The sequence below is a fragment of the Dankookia sp. P2 genome (assembly GCF_050632255.1).
Classification (GTDB): Bacteria; Pseudomonadota; Alphaproteobacteria; order Acetobacterales; family Acetobacteraceae; genus Paracraurococcus.
Window position 1 is genome coordinate 5,607,598 of sequence record NZ_CP192581.1, and the last position, 16,858, is coordinate 5,624,455.

11 protein-coding genes and 5 pseudogenes are annotated in these 16,858 nt (G+C 72.0%); 6 read left to right on the plus strand and 10 right to left on the minus strand.

Going from position 1 to position 16,858, the window contains the following annotated elements; translation table 11 throughout:
* Positions 1 to 54 precede the first annotated feature (54 nt).
* From ACQ86J_RS33310 to aroQ, 10 genes and pseudogenes are all read right to left on the minus strand, one after another.
* Positions 55 to 1,680 (minus strand): peptidoglycan -binding protein, encoded by a 1,626-nt coding sequence (locus tag ACQ86J_RS33310; RefSeq protein WP_431268878.1) that lies wholly within the window; start codon positions 1,678 to 1,680, stop codon positions 55 to 57.
* Positions 1,681 to 1,693: 13 nt separating this feature from the next.
* Complete coding sequence (locus ACQ86J_RS33315; protein ID WP_431272625.1) at positions 1,694 to 2,839, minus strand: flagellar motor protein MotA; 1,146 nt, start codon at positions 2,837 to 2,839, stop codon at positions 1,694 to 1,696.
* Between the two features lie 745 nt (positions 2,840 to 3,584).
* Positions 3,585 to 4,460 carry an inositol monophosphatase family protein gene (locus ACQ86J_RS33320; protein WP_431268879.1) on the minus strand — a complete coding sequence of 292 codons (876 nt, stop codon included), beginning with the start codon at positions 4,458 to 4,460 and terminating at the stop codon, positions 3,585 to 3,587.
* A gap of 149 nt (positions 4,461 to 4,609) precedes the next feature.
* A pseudogene (efp, locus tag ACQ86J_RS33325) lies at positions 4,610 to 5,180 on the minus strand (elongation factor P).
* 1,184 nt (positions 5,181 to 6,364) lie between these two features.
* Positions 6,365 to 7,610, minus strand: a pseudogene (gene serA / locus ACQ86J_RS33330) (phosphoglycerate dehydrogenase).
* 42 nt (positions 7,611 to 7,652) lie between these two features.
* The gene (locus ACQ86J_RS33335) at positions 7,653 to 8,468 is read right to left on the minus strand and encodes a hypothetical protein (protein WP_431268880.1); all 816 of its coding nucleotides are present in this window, start codon (positions 8,466 to 8,468) and stop codon (positions 7,653 to 7,655) included.
* Positions 8,465 to 9,135 (minus strand): annotated as a pseudogene (gene aat, locus ACQ86J_RS33340) (leucyl/phenylalanyl-tRNA--protein transferase). Before aat ends, ACQ86J_RS33335 begins: the two are co-directional and overlap by 4 nt.
* 210 nt (positions 9,136 to 9,345) lie before the next feature.
* Positions 9,346 to 10,700: pseudogene (gene accC, locus ACQ86J_RS33345) on the minus strand (acetyl-CoA carboxylase biotin carboxylase subunit).
* A gap of 12 nt (positions 10,701 to 10,712) precedes the next feature.
* On the minus strand, positions 10,713 to 11,219 hold the full coding sequence (gene accB, locus ACQ86J_RS33350) for an acetyl-CoA carboxylase biotin carboxyl carrier protein (RefSeq protein WP_431268881.1): 507 nt from the start codon (positions 11,217 to 11,219) through the stop codon (positions 10,713 to 10,715).
* Positions 11,216 to 11,680, minus strand: coding sequence for a type II 3-dehydroquinate dehydratase (gene aroQ, locus ACQ86J_RS33355; RefSeq protein ID WP_431268882.1), 465 nt, complete (start codon positions 11,678 to 11,680; stop codon positions 11,216 to 11,218). Before aroQ ends, accB begins: the two co-directional genes overlap by 4 nt.
* Before the next feature lie 98 nt (positions 11,681 to 11,778).
* On the opposite strand from aroQ, the gene thiS reads away from it, so the two are divergent.
* From thiS to ACQ86J_RS33385, 6 genes and pseudogenes are all read left to right on the plus strand, one after another.
* Entirely contained in the window at positions 11,779 to 12,027 is a 249-nt protein-coding gene (thiS, locus tag ACQ86J_RS33360; protein ID WP_431268883.1) for a sulfur carrier protein ThiS, read from the plus strand.
* 3 nt (positions 12,028 to 12,030) lie between these two features.
* Positions 12,031 to 12,844 (plus strand): annotated as a pseudogene (locus ACQ86J_RS33365) (thiazole synthase).
* Positions 12,845 to 12,931: 87 nt separating this feature from the next.
* On the plus strand, positions 12,932 to 13,213 hold the full coding sequence (locus ACQ86J_RS33370) for a hypothetical protein (RefSeq protein ID WP_431268884.1): 282 nt from the start codon (positions 12,932 to 12,934) through the stop codon (positions 13,211 to 13,213).
* The gene (locus tag ACQ86J_RS33375; protein WP_431268885.1) at positions 13,213 to 14,475 is read left to right on the plus strand and encodes an FCSD flavin-binding domain-containing protein; all 1,263 of its coding nucleotides are present in this window, start codon (positions 13,213 to 13,215) and stop codon (positions 14,473 to 14,475) included. The genes ACQ86J_RS33370 and ACQ86J_RS33375 overlap by 1 nt, the downstream gene beginning before the upstream one ends.
* A 427-nt stretch (positions 14,476 to 14,902) precedes the next feature.
* Positions 14,903 to 16,033, plus strand: a complete 1,131-nt coding sequence (locus tag ACQ86J_RS33380; RefSeq protein WP_431268886.1) for a type III PLP-dependent enzyme — start codon at positions 14,903 to 14,905, stop codon at positions 16,031 to 16,033.
* 222 nt (positions 16,034 to 16,255) lie between these two features.
* Positions 16,256 to 16,723, plus strand: coding sequence for an Lrp/AsnC family transcriptional regulator (locus tag ACQ86J_RS33385; RefSeq protein ID WP_431268887.1), 468 nt, complete (start codon positions 16,256 to 16,258; stop codon positions 16,721 to 16,723).
* Positions 16,724 to 16,858: the final 135 nt, after the last annotated feature.

A 16,858-nucleotide genomic window follows, 5' to 3' on the forward strand; every position in this document is an offset into this window, starting at 1 on the left:
GCCCGGACGCAGCATCGAAGGGGCCGCGGCGGAGACGCCGCGGCCCTTCTTGATTCAACGGTCGGTCAGCCGCAGCTCGATCCGACGGTTGCGGGCATAGGCTTCCGGCGTCTCGGCGGGGTCCAGCGGCTGGTTGTCGCCGAAGGCGGTCGCCGCCACCCGGTTGGGCGGCAGGCCTTCCTGCATCAGCAGCTGCGCCACCGCGATGGCGCGCGCCGCCGAAAGCTCCCAATTCGTCGCATAGCGCCCGCCGCCGCGGATCGGCAGGCGGTCGGCATGACCATCCACCCGCAGCAGCCAGTTCACGTCGGCCGGGATCTTCTGCGCGATCTCCTGCAACACGCGGGCGATCTCGCGGATCTGCTGCTGCCCGGCCGCGGAGAGGTCGGCGCTGGCGGGCGGAAACAGCACCTCCGACTGGAAGACGAAGCGGTCGCCGACGATCCGCACATCCGCGCGGTCGCCCAGCACGTCGCGCAGCCGGCCGAAGAAGTCGCTGCGGTAGCGCTGCAGCTCCTCGACCCGCGCCGCCAGCGCGGCGTTCAGCCGGGTGCCGAGCGAGAGGATCTGCGCGTCCTTGTCGCGGCCACCCGCTTCGGCGGCATCGAGCGCGGCGGCGAGCCGGCCGAGCTGGCCGCGCAGCTCCTCGATCTGCCGGGTCAGCAGGGCGACCTGGGCGCGGGCGCTCTCGGCGAGGCGCCCCTGCTCCGCGGCGGCGCGCTCGGCCGCCTGGCGGCGCTCGGCCTCGGTGCCGGTGGCGGCCTCGGCGGTGGTCCGGGCACGGTCCGCATCGGCGGCGCGCTTCAGCGCCTCCTGCGCCTGGCGCTCCAGCTGGTCGCGCAGCGCGGTCAGGCTGCGGACCTGGTCGCCGAGCCGGGCGAGGTCGGATAGGCGCGCCTCCAGCGTCGTCTTGCCGACCGTCACCTGGCGGTCGAGCGCGGCCATCTCGGTGCGCATGGCGGCGAGCTGCCGCTGCGCCTCGGCCAGTTGCGCCTGGCTGTCCTGCACCTGCCGCTGCAGCGCGGCCAGCTCGCGCCGCGCCGTCTCGGTCGCGCCGCGGCTGTCTGCCAGCTGCTTGTCGAGCTCAGCGACCCGTGCCTCGCTCCGCTGCCGCGCCGCCTGCTCGGCGGCGAGCGACCGGCCGGTATCGGTCAGCCGGCGGATGGTCTGGGCGGCATCGCCACCGACGCTCTCGGCCCGGCGCAGCGCCTCGGCCAGTTGTTGTTCGAGCGAGGCCAGCCGCTCCGCGCCGCCGCGCCCGGCGAGCTCCAGGTCGGCGAGGCGGGCGCTCAGCCGGTCCCGCTCGGCCTGGGCCGCGTCGCGCTCGCCGCCGAGACGGTCGCGCGCCTCGCGTGCCTCGCGCAGCTGGCCGGTCAGCAGGTCGCGGGCGGAGGCGGCGGCGCGCAGCTCCTCGGTCGTGCGGGCGAGCGAGCTGCGCAGCTCGGTCGCCTGGCCGCGCTCCAGCGCCAGCAGCTCGGCCAGCTCCGCCACCTGGGCATTCAGCCGGTCGAGCGCCCGGTCGCGCGAGGAGAGGGCGACGCTCAGGAAACCCTGGGCCAGGACGAAGACCAGCAGGACGAAGATGATGACCATGAGCAGCGTGGACAGCGCGTCCACATAGCCCGGCCAGGCATCGAGCCCGCCGCCGCCCCGGTTGCGCCGGTTGCCGCCTAGCGCCATGCGGCGGGCCGCCTCACCGCGGCTGCTCCTCGGCCAGCGCGGCGATGGTGCGGGCGACCAGCTTGATCTCGCTGCGCAGCTCGGCGGTCGACTGGGCGCGGCCGGTGGTCATCTCCTCCAGCATGCGGGAGAGGTAGATCTCGGTGTTGCGGAGATGGCCGCGCACCACCTCGTCCGCCGCCGGCCCGGCCTGGACCTCGGCCAGCCGCTGCAGCACCGGGCCGAGCGCGGCCTGCTGCTCGGCCACCCGCAGCATCAGCTGCTGGCTGGCGCGCATCTGGTCGGTCAGGGTCGAGAGCCGCTCGGTCAGCGTCATCATCGCCTGGGCGTTCTGGGTGCGGCCTTCCTCGCCGCGCGCCAGGATGCGCTGCAGCCCTTCGAGGTTCTCCGCGGTCTGCTCCAGCAGGGCCTGGACATAGGCCGGGACGCTGCCGCCCTCGCCGCCCGTGTCGCCGAGCACGCCGGAGGAGAGCCGGGTGATGCCGGCCAGCCATTCCTCCAGCTCGTTGTAGAAGCGGGTCTGCGCCTGGCCGGCGGTGAGATCGAGGAAGCCGAGCACGAGGGCGCCGGCGAGGCCGAGCATGGACGACGAGAAGGCCGTGCCCATGCCCTTCAGCGGCTGCGCCAGGCCCGACTTCAGCTGGTTGAACAGCTGGTTCAGGTCGCCCGAGCCGACCGACATGCCGCCGATCACGTCGGAGACCGAGGAGATGGTCAGCAGCAGGCTCCAGAAGGTGCCGAGCAGCCCGAGGAAGATCAGCAGCCCGGTCATGTAGCGCGACAGCTCGCGCGATTCGTCGAGGCGGGAGCCGATGCCGTCCAGCACGCTGCGCATCGCCCCCGCCGAGAGGCTGAGCCGGTCCGACCGCCGCGCCTGGAACATGCTGGCCATCGGCCCGAGCAGCCTCGGCGCCGGCTGGGCCGGGGCGCCGTGCTTCGGGCTGCGGAAATGCTCGAGCCAGTCGACCTCCGGCCGCAGGGTCAGCACCTGCCGCAGGTTCCAGGCCACGCCGACCAGCAGCACGCCGAGGATCAGGCTGTTCAGCACCAGGTTGGTGGCGAAGGCACTGGCCAGCTGCGGCGAGAGCAGGGCGGCGACCAGCGCCACCACGGCGAGGAAGCCGAGCATGCGCCAGAGGAAGCGAAGCGGCGGGGTCATCGGCCCGGATTCATCGAAGCGGTGCTCCTGGGTTCGGTCACCGGGGGCGGGCCGGGAGCCCGGCGGCTGGACGTCGACGGCATCCGCCGCCTCCTCGGTCCGGCCCATCGGGCGGATGTCGATGCGGGTGGCGGGCAGGCCGCCGGCCACCAGCGCTTCCTTCACCGCCAGGCCGCGGGCCGGGCTGGACCGCCGGGCGGTCGAGACATCGGCCGGGCCGCTGGCCTGGGCCAGCAGCACGACGCGGCCCTCGGGCCCGGCGGCGAGGCGGCGGCCGAGCTCGGCCAGGGCGCGCATCGGCGGCACGCGGCGGGACGTCACGGCCCTCGGCGAAGCGGAGCCGCCAGGCGCCGCCGGGCAGCGCCTCCATCCCCGGCGGCAGGGTGAAGGGGCGGGCGTCGGGCGCGGCCGGCGCGGGCCGGGCCAGGCCGGGCGGGGCGGCGAGGTTGGCAGGGTCGGGCGGCGCCGGCGCCGGATCGGCCGGGAGCGCCTCGGCGGAAGGGACCGGCTGGGCGGCCGCGGGCGCGACGGCGAGGAGCGCCCCGGCCAGCAGGGCCATCCGGACTGGCAAGACGCGCATCACGCTGGACAAGGCCCCCGTTCCTGGCGCCGGCAGGCAGGACAGGAGTCGGCCTGACCCTGTCAGACCAATCCCGGTCCGGCTTTGCGTAAGCCGGCGATTCACGTCCTGAGTGTTTCCACCCAGGACGGTCACAGGCTAGGCGATATGGCCGGCGCTGGAAACTCAACCCGCGGCGGGCGGGCTCGCGGCGTCCGCGGCGCGGCCGCGGGCGGCCGTGGCGGCGGCGATGCCTTCCTGCACCACCTCGCGCAGCTTGCCGTGCAGCGCCTGGTTGCCGGCCACGATGTTGCCCTCGGGGTAGGGGTCGCCGCCCTCGGGGTCGGTGGCGAAGCCGCCGGCCTCACGGACCATGATGAGCCCGGCCGCCATGTCCCACTTCTTGATGCCGAGCTCCCAATAGCCGTCGTAGCGGCCGGCGGCGGTCCAGGCGAGGTCGAGCGCGGCCGAGCCGAAGCGGCGGACGCCGGCCACCTGCGGCATGATGCGGCCGAGGATCTGGCTGGATTCCGCCTTCCGCGGCACGCCGGCGAAGGGGATGCCGGTGGCGAAGAGTGCGTGGTTCATCTCCCGCCGGCCGGAGACGCGGAGCCGCTTGTCGTTGAGGAAGGCGCCGACGCCCTTCTCCGCCCAGAACAGCTCGTCCGAGGCCGGGTTGTAGATGACGCCGGCGACGATCTCGGTCCTGTCCGCCTCGATCCGCCGCTCGATCCCGACCGAGACGCACCAGTGCGGGATGCCGTGCAGGAAGTTGCTGGTGCCGTCGAGCGGATCGACCACCCAGCGCCATTCCCAGTCGTCGCCGCCGTGGCTGCCGCTTTCCTCCATCAGGAAGGCGAAGCCGGGGCGGGCTCGGGTGAGCTCGGTGCGCAGCGTCTCCTCGGCGCGGATGTCGGCGGCGGAGACGAAGTCGCCTGGGCCCTTGGCCGAGACCTGGAGCTGCTCGACCTCGGCGAAGTCGCGGAGCAGGCGGCGGCCGGCCTTCTGGACGGCGCCGACGACGACGTTGAGGGCGGGCGAGAGGCGCGGGGAGGAGGCCATGGCGGCGGGGGTTCCTGGAGGTCGGCGGAAGGCGGCGGGCCAGGCATGGGGCGGGGCCAGCCCCACCCGGGATCCCCGCCGGCGGCGGGGCGGCGACCCACCCCCGGGCGGGGGACGGGATCGCGGCCCCCAAAGGGGCCGCGGAGGCCTCAGCCCTTGGCGCGTTCCACGTAGGAGGCGTCCTCGGTCTTCACCACGATCTTGTCGCCCTGGGTGACGAAGGGCGGGACCATGGTCTTGACGCCGTTCGAGAGCACGGCCGGCTTGTAGGAGGAGGAGGCGGTCTGCCCCTTCACCACCGGATCGGCCTCGACGACTTCCAGCGTGACCTGCTCGGGCAGGGTCATCGCCACCGGCTCGCCCTCGATCATGCGGACCTGGACGGTCATGTTCTCGACCAGGAAGGGCAGGCGGTCGCCGAGGATGTCCTTCGGCACCGTGGTCTGCTCATAGGTCTCGGGGTGCATCAGGATGATGTTGTCGCCCTCGGCATAGGAGAAGGTGAACTCCTCGTCCGAGGTCTCCAGCCGCTCGACCACGTCGGCCGTGCGCCAGCGCTGGTCCTTCTTCGACCCGGTCTTGATGTTGCGCATGTCCACCTGGATGATGGCATTGCCCTTGCCAGGGATCATGATGTTCTGGCGGATGATGGTGTAGCGCTGGCCTTCAGATTCTGATGACCATGCCGGCACGCATCTGGTTGGCCTGCATCTTTGCCATGGGTGGGCTGCCTGTCCGGGTGGAGTGAATGAGCGGGCGCAGGCCGCGCCGGTGGGGCGGGCCTGGGCGAGGGGGCGGTTTTAGGCGGCTTCGGTGCCCGGCGCAACGCCGGCCATGCGGGCGCCGCCCTGCTGCCCGCAGCGGCCGGGTTCCGGTCACGACCTGGGGAGGTGATCCGGCTGCCCCCGCACCGAGCTGGCTGCATCGCCGCACCGGCGCGAATGCGGCCGTGGTGGACCCTTGCCGTAGCGGCAACGACCCGTCGCACCACCATTCCCCTGCCCGCCGATGGCCGATTTGCGAGCCGCGTCGCCAGGATACTTCGTACGGTTTTCGGAATGAACATTGATCGAAATAGTCATGCTGCACCGCCACACGTGCTGCGAGAAATTCCGTCCACAGCACAAGTGAAACCACACAGCCCCACTCCCCGAACAGATCGGGCTGGGGTAACTTCCCCGCCCAGGGCGCACCCCCCGCGCCCCGCAACCGCTGGACCATAAAGCGAGCGACTGGGATGGAACCGATCACCCGCCTGCCGGGCATCCGCCCGTTGGCCCTGCCACGCCTGCCCGCCGACTTCTTCGCTCCCCCCGCGACCCGGCGGCCCCCCAGCCGCTCGGCCTCGAATGGCCGCGCCGCGGCGCCGCCTTCCGCCTCACCGGCTGCCCGAAGCTGCAGGCCGCCTTCCGCGTCGCGCTCGCCGAGTACGAGGCGGCCGAGGCCGCCGCCGCCCTGGCCCGCTGCTCGGGCGACCTGCGCGGCTTCTTCGCCGCGACGACCGAGACGCATCGCGGCTTCGCCGCGCTCGAGGCCTTCGGCCTGCCGGGGGCCGATCTCGCCCGGCTGCAGGCCCTGGCCCGCCGCCGGGCGCGGGAAGCCGCCCGCCGCGAGCGTCAGCCCGAAGCCGCCTGAGCGCTTGAGGTTTTCCGCTCGTTCATGATACGTTCCGGCATCCGGCAAGGAGGCCGGCCATGCAGCACGCGCCCGGGCCATCCCGCGACTGCCGCCGTGAATCGCCCCGGGCCTTCGCCCACGCCCCGCCTTTGTCCGAAAGCGCGGTTTCCGCGCCCCCGGCTCAAGGTGTCCAGAGGCCTTTCGGCCTTTGGCGGGGTGGCCTGGAGGGGCAGCGCCCTTCCAGTCCCGCGTCCGGCTTTGTCCGAAAGCCGGATTTCCGGCCCGGCCTATTCCCGCTCGTAGATCAGCCGCGCCCGCAGCGTCCCCGGCAGCGCCCGCAGCTCGGCCAGGATCGCCTCCGCCGCATCCCGCGCCTCGACGCTCTCGACCACCACGTAACCGAGGTCGCCGAAGGTCTGGTAGTACTGCGCCGCGATGTTCAGGCCACGCTTGCCAAAGGACTCGTTGATCCGCGACAGCACGCCGGGCGCGTCGCGGTGGACATGGGTCCAGCGCGCCCCGGTCGGCCGCGCCGGCAGCTGCACCTGGGGAAGTTCACCGCGCCCATGGTGGCGCCGGTGTCGCTGTACTCGATCAGCTTGCGGGCGACTTCCTGGCCGATGCGGGACTGCGCTTCCTGCGTGCTGCCGCCGATATGCGGGGTCAGGATGACGTTGGGCAGGCCCTGGACCGGGCTGGTGAAGCGTTCGCCGTTTCTCGCCGGCTCCTCGGGGAAGACATCCGCCGCGAAGCCCAGCAGGTGGCGGGACCGCAGCGCATCGGCCACGGCGTCGAGGTCCACCAGCGTGCCGCGGGCGTTGTTGATCAGGATGCTGCCCGGCTTCATCGCGGCGATCTCGGCCCGGCCGATCATGCCGATGGTCTCCGGCGTCTCCGGTACGTGCAGCGTCACGATGTCGGCCTCGGCCAGCAGCTCGGCAAGCGACGAGCAGGGCCGGGCATTGCCGTGCGGCAGCTTCGTCGTGTGGTCCCAGTAGATGACCCGCATGCCGAAGGCCTCGGCAAGGACGCTCAGCTGGCTGCCGATATTGCCGTAGCCCACAAGCCCGAGGGTGCGGCCGCGCACCTCGTAGCTGCCCTCGGCCGACTTGTCCCAGCCGCCGACATGGGCGGAGCGCGAGCGGTCGGGGATGCCGCGCAGCAGCATCACCACCTCGCCCATCACCAATTCGGCCACCGAGCGGGTATTGGAGAAGGGAGCGTTGAAGACCGGGATGCCGCGGGTGCGGGTGGTGTCGAGGTCGACCTGGTTGGTGCCGATGCAGAAGCACCCCACGGTGATCAGCCGGTCGGCGGCCGCCAGCGCCTCCCCCGCAGCTGGGTGCGGGAGCGGATGCCGAGCATGTGGACGCCGGCAAGCGCCTCGGCCAGGGCCGGGCCGTCCAGCGCCTTGGCCATCCGGGTGACGTTCTGGTAGCCGGCGCCGGCCAGCAGCTCGACGGCGCTGTCGGAGATCCCCTCCAGCAGCAGGACCTTGATGCGGTCCTTGGGGAGGGAGATGCGGTCGGACATGGGCGGCTCCGGAGGTGCGGCGGGGGCCGCGAGGCCGGCTGTCTAGGCCGGATCGACCGCTGGCGGAAGCGTGACGGCGGGAAGGCCGCCTTGCGCGCCGCGCGGGGGCAGGTCGCGGGTGCGGTAGCGGGCGACCTCCTGGCCGGCCGGGACCTTCTGGAAGACCAGGAAGTAGCTGTGGTTCTTCCGGGCGTGGACCTGGCGCAGCAGCCGGGCGACGCCGGGCCGGCCGCTGCGGACCAGGACGAAGAGGTCGCGGGCATAGAAGCCGAGCGCGGCGAGGCCCATGACGATCTGCACATGGGTCAGCTCCTGCCGGTTGGCGCTGACCTCGTCCTGGCACTTGACGATGAGGATGCCGTGGTCGCGCAGCACCCGCCGCGCCTCCCGCCCGGCATCGAGGTAGAGGTCGAGCACGGCCTGGTGCCAGCGGCCGCCGCCGGGCGCGGCATGCGCGCCGCCCGCGGCGTAGAACTCGCGCAGCGCGACATGGCTGCCGAGCCCGCCGCGGGTATCGGCCTTCGGCCGCAGCAGGCCTTCCATGTAGGGCGGGTCGAGCACCAGGGCGTCGATCGCCCCGGCCGCATAGGGCAGGGCGCGGCAATCGGTGCCGGTGGCGAGGTCGGAGGGCAGCACCGTGTAGCGGCCTGGCGTCACCTCCCGCCAGAAGACGCCCTGGCCGAAGGTGACGTCGGCGATGATGGCGCCGTCCGGCACGTGCAGCGCCAGGATCTGCGGGAACAGCGCCGGATTGCCGCCGGCATGGGCCGAGAGCACGACATCGGCGGTGGCGGTGCCGCCCTGCACGCGCTTCTTCCGCGCAGCGGCGGGGGCCAATCCGTCCTCGGCGGCGCTCACGCGGCGGCAGGCTCCCGCAGCGCGCGGATCTCGGCCTCGAGCGCCGCCGGGTCGGGGGCGGCGAGCCAGCGCGCCTGCTCGCCCACCGCATGGGCGAGGCGGCGCTTGTATTCGGCGCGGGGGATCTCGTGCGCGCCGAACTGGGCCAGGTGCTCGGTCAGGAACTGGCTGTCGAGCAGGGTGAAGCCGCCGAGCCGGAGCCGGGCGACGAGGTGCACCAGGGCGAGCTTCGAGGCGTCGCGGGCGCGGCTGAACATGCTTTCGCCGAAGAAGGCGCCGCCGAGGACGACGCCGTACAGCCCGCCGACCAGCGCCTGGCCGTCCCAGACCTCGATCGAATGGGCATGGCCCTGGCGGTGCAGCGAGAGGAAGAGGAGCTCGATCTCCGGGTTGATCCAGGTGTCCTCGCGGCCCGGCGCGGGGCGGCGCAGCCGGCGATGGCGCCGGCGAAGTCGGCATCGGCGGTGACCCGGTAGTGGCTGCGCAGCACGGTGCGGAGCAGGCGCTTCGGCAGATGGAAGCCGGCATCGAGCGGAAGGATCCCGCGCCGCTCCGGGTCCAGCCAGTAGAGCCGGTCGCCGCGCCGGCTCTCGGCCATGGGGAAGAGGCCGGCGCGATAGGCGCGCAGCATGAGGTCGGGGGTGATGTCGATCTGCCGGCGGCTCATGCCGCAGGGCCCGCCCCGCCGCGGGACATCCGCCGCCCCGTCCCACCCGCGAGGGGGCGCGCGTTCAGCACGAGGCGACGGGAGGCGGGATCGGCATCGCCCGACTATATCGAGCGGCAGCCGCTGACGCCACGTCCCTGGGGGCCGCGCGGCGTCACCCGGCGGCGAGCCGCCATCCCGGGCCGCCGCGCCCGCGCCGCCGGCCCGGGCTCAGCCGCCCGCTGCCGCCTGCCGGCCCGCCACGAAGCGTTCCAGCCAATGGATGGTATAGTTCCCGGACTGGGATCCGGGTCCTCCATGATGGCACGGTGCAGCGGCAGCGTGGTCTGGATGCCGTCCACCACCATCTCGGCGAGCGATCGCCTGAGACGGGCGATCGCCTCGGCCCGGGTCGCGCCATGCACCACCAGCTTGGCCACCAGGCTGTCGTAGTGCGGCGGCACCGCGTAGCCCGAATAGAGCGCGCTATCGACCCGCACGCCGAGCCCGCCGGGCGCGTGGTAGGTGTGCACCCGCCCCGGGGAGGGGGCGAAGGTCTCCGGGTCCTCGGCGGTGATGCGGCACTCGATCGCATGGCCGTGGAAGCGGATCTCGGACTGGTCGTAGCCCAGCGTCTCGCCGGCGGCGACGCGGAGCTGCTCCTTCACCAAGTCGATGCCGCAGACCATCTCGGTCACCGGATGCTCGACCTGCAGCCGGGTGTTCATCTCGATGAAGGCGAACTGGTTGTCCTGCCAGAGGAATTCCAGCGTGCCGGCATTGCGGTAGCCGAGCTCGCGCAGCGCCCGCGTCACCTGCGCGCCGAGCGCGTCGCGGTCGGCGGCGGTCAGCACCGGCGAGCCCGCCTCCTCCACCAGCTTCTGGTGGCGGCGCTGCAGGGAGCAGTCGCGCTCGCCGAAATGGACGACATTGCCGTGGCTGTCGGCCATCACCTGCAATTCGATGTGGCGGGGACGGTCGAGATACTTCTCGAGGTAGACCTCGTCATTGCCGAAGGCGGCCTTGGCCTCCGTGCGGGCGACGCGCCAGGCTTCCTCGAGCTCGTCCTCGGAATGTGCCACCTTCATGCCGCGCCCGCCGCCGCCGGCGGCGGCCTTGATCAGCACGGGGTACTTCACCTCGGCCGCCACCGCGCGGGCCTCCTCGACCGAGGCGAGCGCGCCGAGGCTGCCGGGGACGAGGGGCACGCCGAGCCGGCGCATCGCGTCCTTGGCGGCGATCTTGTCGCCCATCATGCGGATATGCTCGGGGCGCGGGCCGATGAAGGCGAGGCCGTGCGCCTCCACCATCTCGGCGAAATTGGCGTTCTCCGAGAGGAAGCCGTAGCCCGGATGGACCGCGTCGGCGCCGGTGATGGCGGCGGCCGAGAGGATGGCGGCGACGTTCAGGTAGCTGTCGCGGGCCGCGGGCGGGCCGATGCAGACGCTCTCGTCGGCCAGCCGGACGTGCATCGCCGCGGTGTCGGCGGTGGAATGCACGGCGACGGTGCGGATGCCCATTTCCTGGCAGGCACGATGAATCCGCAGCGCGATCTCGCCGCGGTTGGCGATCAGGACCTTCCCTATGCGCACGCGCGCCTACTCCACGATCATCAGCGGCTCGCCGTATTCGACGGGCGTGCCGGGCTCGATCAGGATGCGGGTCACGGTGCCGGCCTTCGGCGCCTTGATCTGGTTGAAGGTCTTCATCGCCTCGATCAGCAGCAGGGTCTGGCCCTGCGCGACCTTGGAGCCGAGGGTGACGAAGGGAGGCTGCCCCGGCTCGGGCGCCAGATAGGCGACGCCCACCATGGGGGAGGCGACCAGGCCCGGATGCCGCGCGAGGTCGAGGCTCTCCTCCGCCGCGAGCTGCGCCGCGGTCTGCGCGACGACGACGGGCGCCGCGGCGGCCTGCGGCGCGGCCGGGGCCTGCTGCATCGGCCCGGGCCAAGCCACCTGCACCGGGGCGGCGGCGGCCGGCATCTTGCGAGCCACGCGGATCCGGCTGTCCTTCTCGACCAGCTCGATCTCGGTGAGGTCGGTGTCCTTCAGGATCTGGGCGAGCGCCCGGATCGCCGCCGGGTCGAACTGGATGCCATTGCTCATGCGTCTTCGTCCGGGTCGAGCGGATCGACCAGCCCCGCCATGGCCTGCAGCGCGAGGGCATAGCCCTGCACGCCGAGGCCGGCGATGACGCCGGTGGCCGCCTTCGACACAAAGCTGTGGTGCCGGGATTCCTCCCGGCGATGGATGTTCGTGATGTGCACCTCGATCACCGGCAGCCCGACCGCCAGCAGCGCGTCGAGCAGGGCGATCGAGGTGGTGGTGTAGCCGGCCGGATTGATGATGATCCCGGCCGAGCGCCCGCGGCATTCCTGCACCCAGGTCACCAGCTCGCCCTCGCCGTTGGTCTGGCGGAAATCGATCGCCAGGCCCAGTCCCTCGGCGGTTTCGGCGCACAGCGCCTCAACGTCGTCGAGCGTCGCATGGCCGTACTTCTCCGGCTCACGCGTGCCGAGCATGTTGAGGTTCGGGCCATTCAGGACGGTGATCAGCGGCGGAGTCACGGCAGGGTGTCCTGTCGGGTGGGGGTGGGCTAGCACGGGGGTTTTCGTGCCGCAAGCGGTGGGATGCAGGGCTGCGTCGCGGTCGCCCCTGGGGTGCCTTGCCCCGGACCGCCGGCTTCGCCATGTTCCGCCGCATGGGGGCGACGATATCCATCACGGTGAACGGCGAGGCGCGGGAGATCCCCCACCCCGCCACGGTGGCCGACCTGCTGGCGCGCATCGGACTCGACCTGCGCAAGGTGGCGGTCGAGCGCAACCTGGAGATCGTCCCCCGCTCCACCTACGCCGCGACGGCGCTCAGCGCCGGCGACCAGCTGGAGATCGTCCACTTCATCGGCGGAGGCTGAGCCATGGACACCATTCCGACCCCGCTGGCAGCCGTCGACGAGGATTCCTGGGAGGTGGCCGGCCTTCGCTTTCGCTCCCGCCTGATCGTCGGCACCGGCCGCTACAAGGACCTCGAGGAGACCGGCCGCGCGATCGACGCCTCCGGCGCCGAGATCGTCACCGTCGCGGTGCGGCGGGTGAATCTCGGCGACCCCTCGGCGCCGATGCTGCAGGATTTCGTCGATCCCAAGCGCTACACCTACCTGCCGAACACCGCCGGCTGCTTCACCGCGCAGGATGCGGTCCGCACCCTGCGCCTGGCGCGCGAGGCGGGGGTGGAACCTGGTGAAGCTCGAGGTGCTCGGCCCGCCGCCCTTCCTCTACCCCGACATGCGAGCGACCTTCGAGGCGCTGGAGGCGCTGCTGAAGGACGGCTTCCAGGTCATGGTCTATTGCTCGGACGACCCGATCGCCGCCAAGCGGCTGGAAGAGATGGGCGCGGTCGCGGTGATGCCGCTGGGCGCGCCGATCGGCTCGGGGCTCGGCATCCAGAACCCGGTGATGATCCGGGCCATCATCGAGAACGCGAAGGTGCCGGTGCTGGTCGATGCCGGGGTGGGCACCGCCTCCGACGCGGCGCTGGCGATGGAGCTCGGCTGCGACGCGGTGCTGATGAACAGCGCCATCGCCCATGCCAAGGACCCGGTGCGGATGGCCCGGGCCATGAAGGCGGCGGTCGAGGCCGGGCGGCACGCCTTCCTCGCCGGGCGGATGCCACGGCAATACGCCGCCGACCCCTCGAGCCCGCTGACCAAGGGCATCCTCGGCCGGAACTGAGCGCTTTCCGGCTGGTCGGCCGGGCGCGGCGCCCTACTCTCTCCACATGGGGTGAAGGGGAGGGCGCCGGCCCATGCGATCGAAGCCTTGGCTCACCGGCGCGCTGCTGGCCGCCAGCCTGTTCGCCATTCCCGCCATGGCCGACCCGGCGCCGCTCGCGGCCCAGGGCTGCCTCGGCTGCCATGGCCCGCGGGGCGAGGGATCGGCGCCGGCGCGCGGCTGGCCGGGCGGGAGGCGGCGGAACTCGATGGCCTGCTGCGCGCCTACCGTACCGACCAGCGCCAGGGCACCATCATGAACCGCATCGCACGCGGCTATACGGAAGCCGAGCTGGCGGCGGCTGCCGCCTATTTCGCGGCGGTCCGCTGATGCCGCGCCTGACCCGCCGCGCCGCGCTCGGGCTGCTGGCCGCCCCCGCCGTCTCCGTTGCCCAGGGGGCGGCGCGGCTGCTGGTGGTGGGGGGCGGCTTCGGCGGCGCCTCCGCCGCCCGCTTCGCCCGGACCAGCTACCCCGAGCTGGCCGTCACGCTGGTCGAGCCGATGGCCCGCTTCGTCACCTGCCCCTATGGCAACCTGGTCCTGGGTGGCACCCGGCAGATCGGCGACATCACCCATTCCTATGACGGGCTGCGCGCCGCCGGGATCCGGCTGGTGCAGGACCGCACCGCCGGGATCGACGCCGCGGCGCGCTCCGTCCGGCTGCAGGGCGGCGAGACCCTGGCCTATGACAAGCTGATCCTCTCGCCCGGCATCGCCCTTCGCTGGGGCGCGCTGCCGGGCTATGACGAGGCCGCGGCCGAGGTCTTCCCGCATGCCTGGATGGGCGGGGACGGCAGCCAGATCCGGCTGCTGCGGCGGCAGCTGGAGGCGATGCCGGATGGCGGCCTGGTCGGGATGTCCATCCCCGCCAACCCCTTCCGCTGCCCGCCCGGCCCCTATGAGCGGATCAGCATGGTCGCGGCCTACCTCAAGCGCCACAAGCCGAAGTCCAAGATCCTCGCCCTCGATGCCAAGGACGCCTTCAGCAAGCAGGGCCTGTTCCAGGATGGCTGGAAGGCGCTCTACGGCGCGATGGTCGAATGGGTGCCGGCCAGCCAGGACGGCGCGGTGGCGCGGGTCGACCCGGCCGAGCGCGTCTTCGAGACCGAGTTCGGCACCCGCCACAAGCTCGACGTCGGCAACGTCATCCCGCCGCAATCGGCGGCGCGCATCGTCATCGACAGCGGGCTCGCGGCGAATACCGGCTGGGCGGAGGTCGACCCGCTCACCTTTGCCTCCCGCGCCGCGCCGGACATCCACATCGTGGGCGACGCGAACAACGGCGCGCCGATGCCGAAATCCGGCTTCGTCGCCAACAATACGGCGAAGCAGGCGGTGGCCTGCGCCGCCGCCGCCCTGCGCGGGCAGGCGCCGCCGGAGGGGGTCTACTTCAATACCTGCTACAGCCATGTGGCCGATGATTACGGCATCAGCATCGTCGGCATCTTCCGCCCCGGCCCGGGCGGCTTCGTCGAGGTGCCGAACTCCGGCGGCGTCTCTCCGCGCGGCGTGCTGCCGGAGCAGCGGCGGCTGGAGGCGGCCTATGCCGATGCCTGGTACGCCAGCATCACCCGGGACATGTTCAGCGGCTGAACCCGCCTTGGTGCGGTCGCTACCGGTGGATTCCCGGCCGATTCGCCCGACGGCAGGCGTTTCAGCCTGAGCCTCGCGACGGTTCCGGGGAGATTCCGGCCGCCAGCGAAGGTTGCTGGAAAAAATCCGGCCGAGGCCGATTTTCCGCTTTGCAGGGGAGGGGGTGGCGCCTATATGCCGCCCTAGACGCAGTACGCACGTGCCTCTGGCCCCAGGCCCACGGAACCCCGGCGCTCCTCCACAACGGCGCCAAGTATCGGGTCACCGCAGCGCAAGGTTTACGCAACGACGTCAAGCGTTCTGGCAACCCCGTTCGGGTCACCCCGTGCGGTCCACTTGGTCGCTGGTTCGTTCGACCGTTTCGTCAACTTGGGGCCGCCGTCCCGGAACATGGGGGCGGTCCTTCCTGTCTTTGGAGGGTGCTGGCATGACCCCGAAGGTCGCCCGCTATCTGCGCGATGTCGCGCCGGCTACGCCTTGCCTCGTCCTCGACGTGGACCGGGTGGAGGAGAACTATCGCCGCCTGATGGGCGCGATGCCGCTGGCGCGCGTCTACTACGCGGTCAAGGCGAACCCCGCCGCCCCGATCCTCAAGCGCCTGGTCGACCTCGGCTCCTGCTTCGACGCCGCGAGCCTCGAGGAGGTGCAGGCCTGCCTCGCCGCCGGCGCGGCGCCGAAGGCGATCTCCTATGGCAACACCATCAAGAAGGAGAGCGCGATCCGCGCCGCCTTCGAGGCCGGCGTGACCATGTACGCCTTCGATCTGGAAGCCGAGCTGCGCAAGCTGGCGCGCAGCGCGCCGGGCGCCCGGGTCTATTGCCGCATCCTGGTCGGCAATGATGGCGCCGAATGGCCGCTGAACCGCAAGTTCGGCTGCGACATCGAGATGGCGAAGGCGCTGATGGTGCAGGCCGGCGAGCTCGGCCTCGACCCCTATGGCATCTCCTTCCATGTCGGCAGCCAGCAGACCAAGACCACGGCCTACGAGGCCGCGATCGGGCGCGTGTCGATGCTGTTCACCGACCTCAAGGAGGCCGGGATCAACCTGCGGATGGTGAACCTCGGCGGCGGCTACCCCGTGCGCTACCGCGCCGAGGTGCCGGAGATCGACGATTTCGGCGCCGCCATCATGGGCGCCATGGCGCAGCATTTCGGCAATGCGCTGCCGGAGATCGTCATCGAGCCGGGCCGCTTCATGGTGGGCGATGCCGGCGTGGTCTCGGCCGAGGTCGTGCTCGTCTCCCGCAAGGCGGAGAACGACCCGGTGCGCTGGGTCTACCTGGATATCGGCCGCTTCGGCGGCCTGGCCGAGACCGAGGGCGAGTCGATCAAGTACGCCTTCCGCACGCCGCATGACGGCGAGGCGGACGGCCCGGTGACCATCGCCGGCCCGACCTGCGACAGCACCGACACGCTGTACGAGAAGTCCAACTACCGCCTGCCGCTCGCGCTCGACTGCGGCGACCGGGTGGAGCTGCTCTCGACCGGCGCCTATGTGACGACCTATGCGAGCCAGGCCTTCAACGGCTTCCGCCCGCTGGTCGAGCACTACGTCTGACCCCAGCCGATCGCCGAAGGGCGCAGGCGGCTCAGCCGCCGAGCGCCGCAGGCGTGAATCGAATGGTTTGCTGTCATCCGACCGCCGCTGGGCGGAAGCGGCTCAGCCGCCGAGCACCGCAGGCGTGAACCGGATGGATCTGCCTGCCGACCGGAGGGTCATTCCCCGGCCGACGAAAATCCTTCCGTTCACAAGCCGGGCGAGGGCGATTAAGCTCTCGTCATGGATGAAATCGACCGGAACCTGACCGTCGCCCTGCAGCTGGATGGCAGCGCTGGGCTGGCGGAACTGGCCAAGGTCGCGGGGCTGTCCGTCTCCGCCACCGCGGAGCGGGTGAAGCGGCTGGAGGAGCGCGGGGTCATCCGCGGCTGGCGCGCCGACCTCGACCCGCTCCAGGCCGGCTGCCCGCTGCTGGCGCATGTGCTGGCGGCCGTCGCGCCTGGCCGCGACGACACCGCCTTCCGCAAGGCGATGCGGCGGGAGGAGGCGGTGCTGGAATGCCACGCCGTCACCGGCCCCTGGACCTATCTGCTGAAGCTGCGCCTGCCCGACATGGCCGCGCTCGACACCTTCCTGAACGAGGAACTGCGCAGCCTGCCCGGCGTGCAGCGGGTGGAGACGCTGCTGGCGATCGCCACGGTGAAGGAGACGAGCATCCTGCCGGTGGCGCCGGCGGATCCGGAGGAATGAGGACGGGGGGAGAAGGTATTTTCCCCCCGGACCCCCTCATCTATTTCTGTGAGGTCTGGCACCCACCGCGCGGCGGGTGCCGACTCCCAAAAGGGAAGGGTGGGGTTCGGGGAGGGAACACCTGTTTCCCTCCCC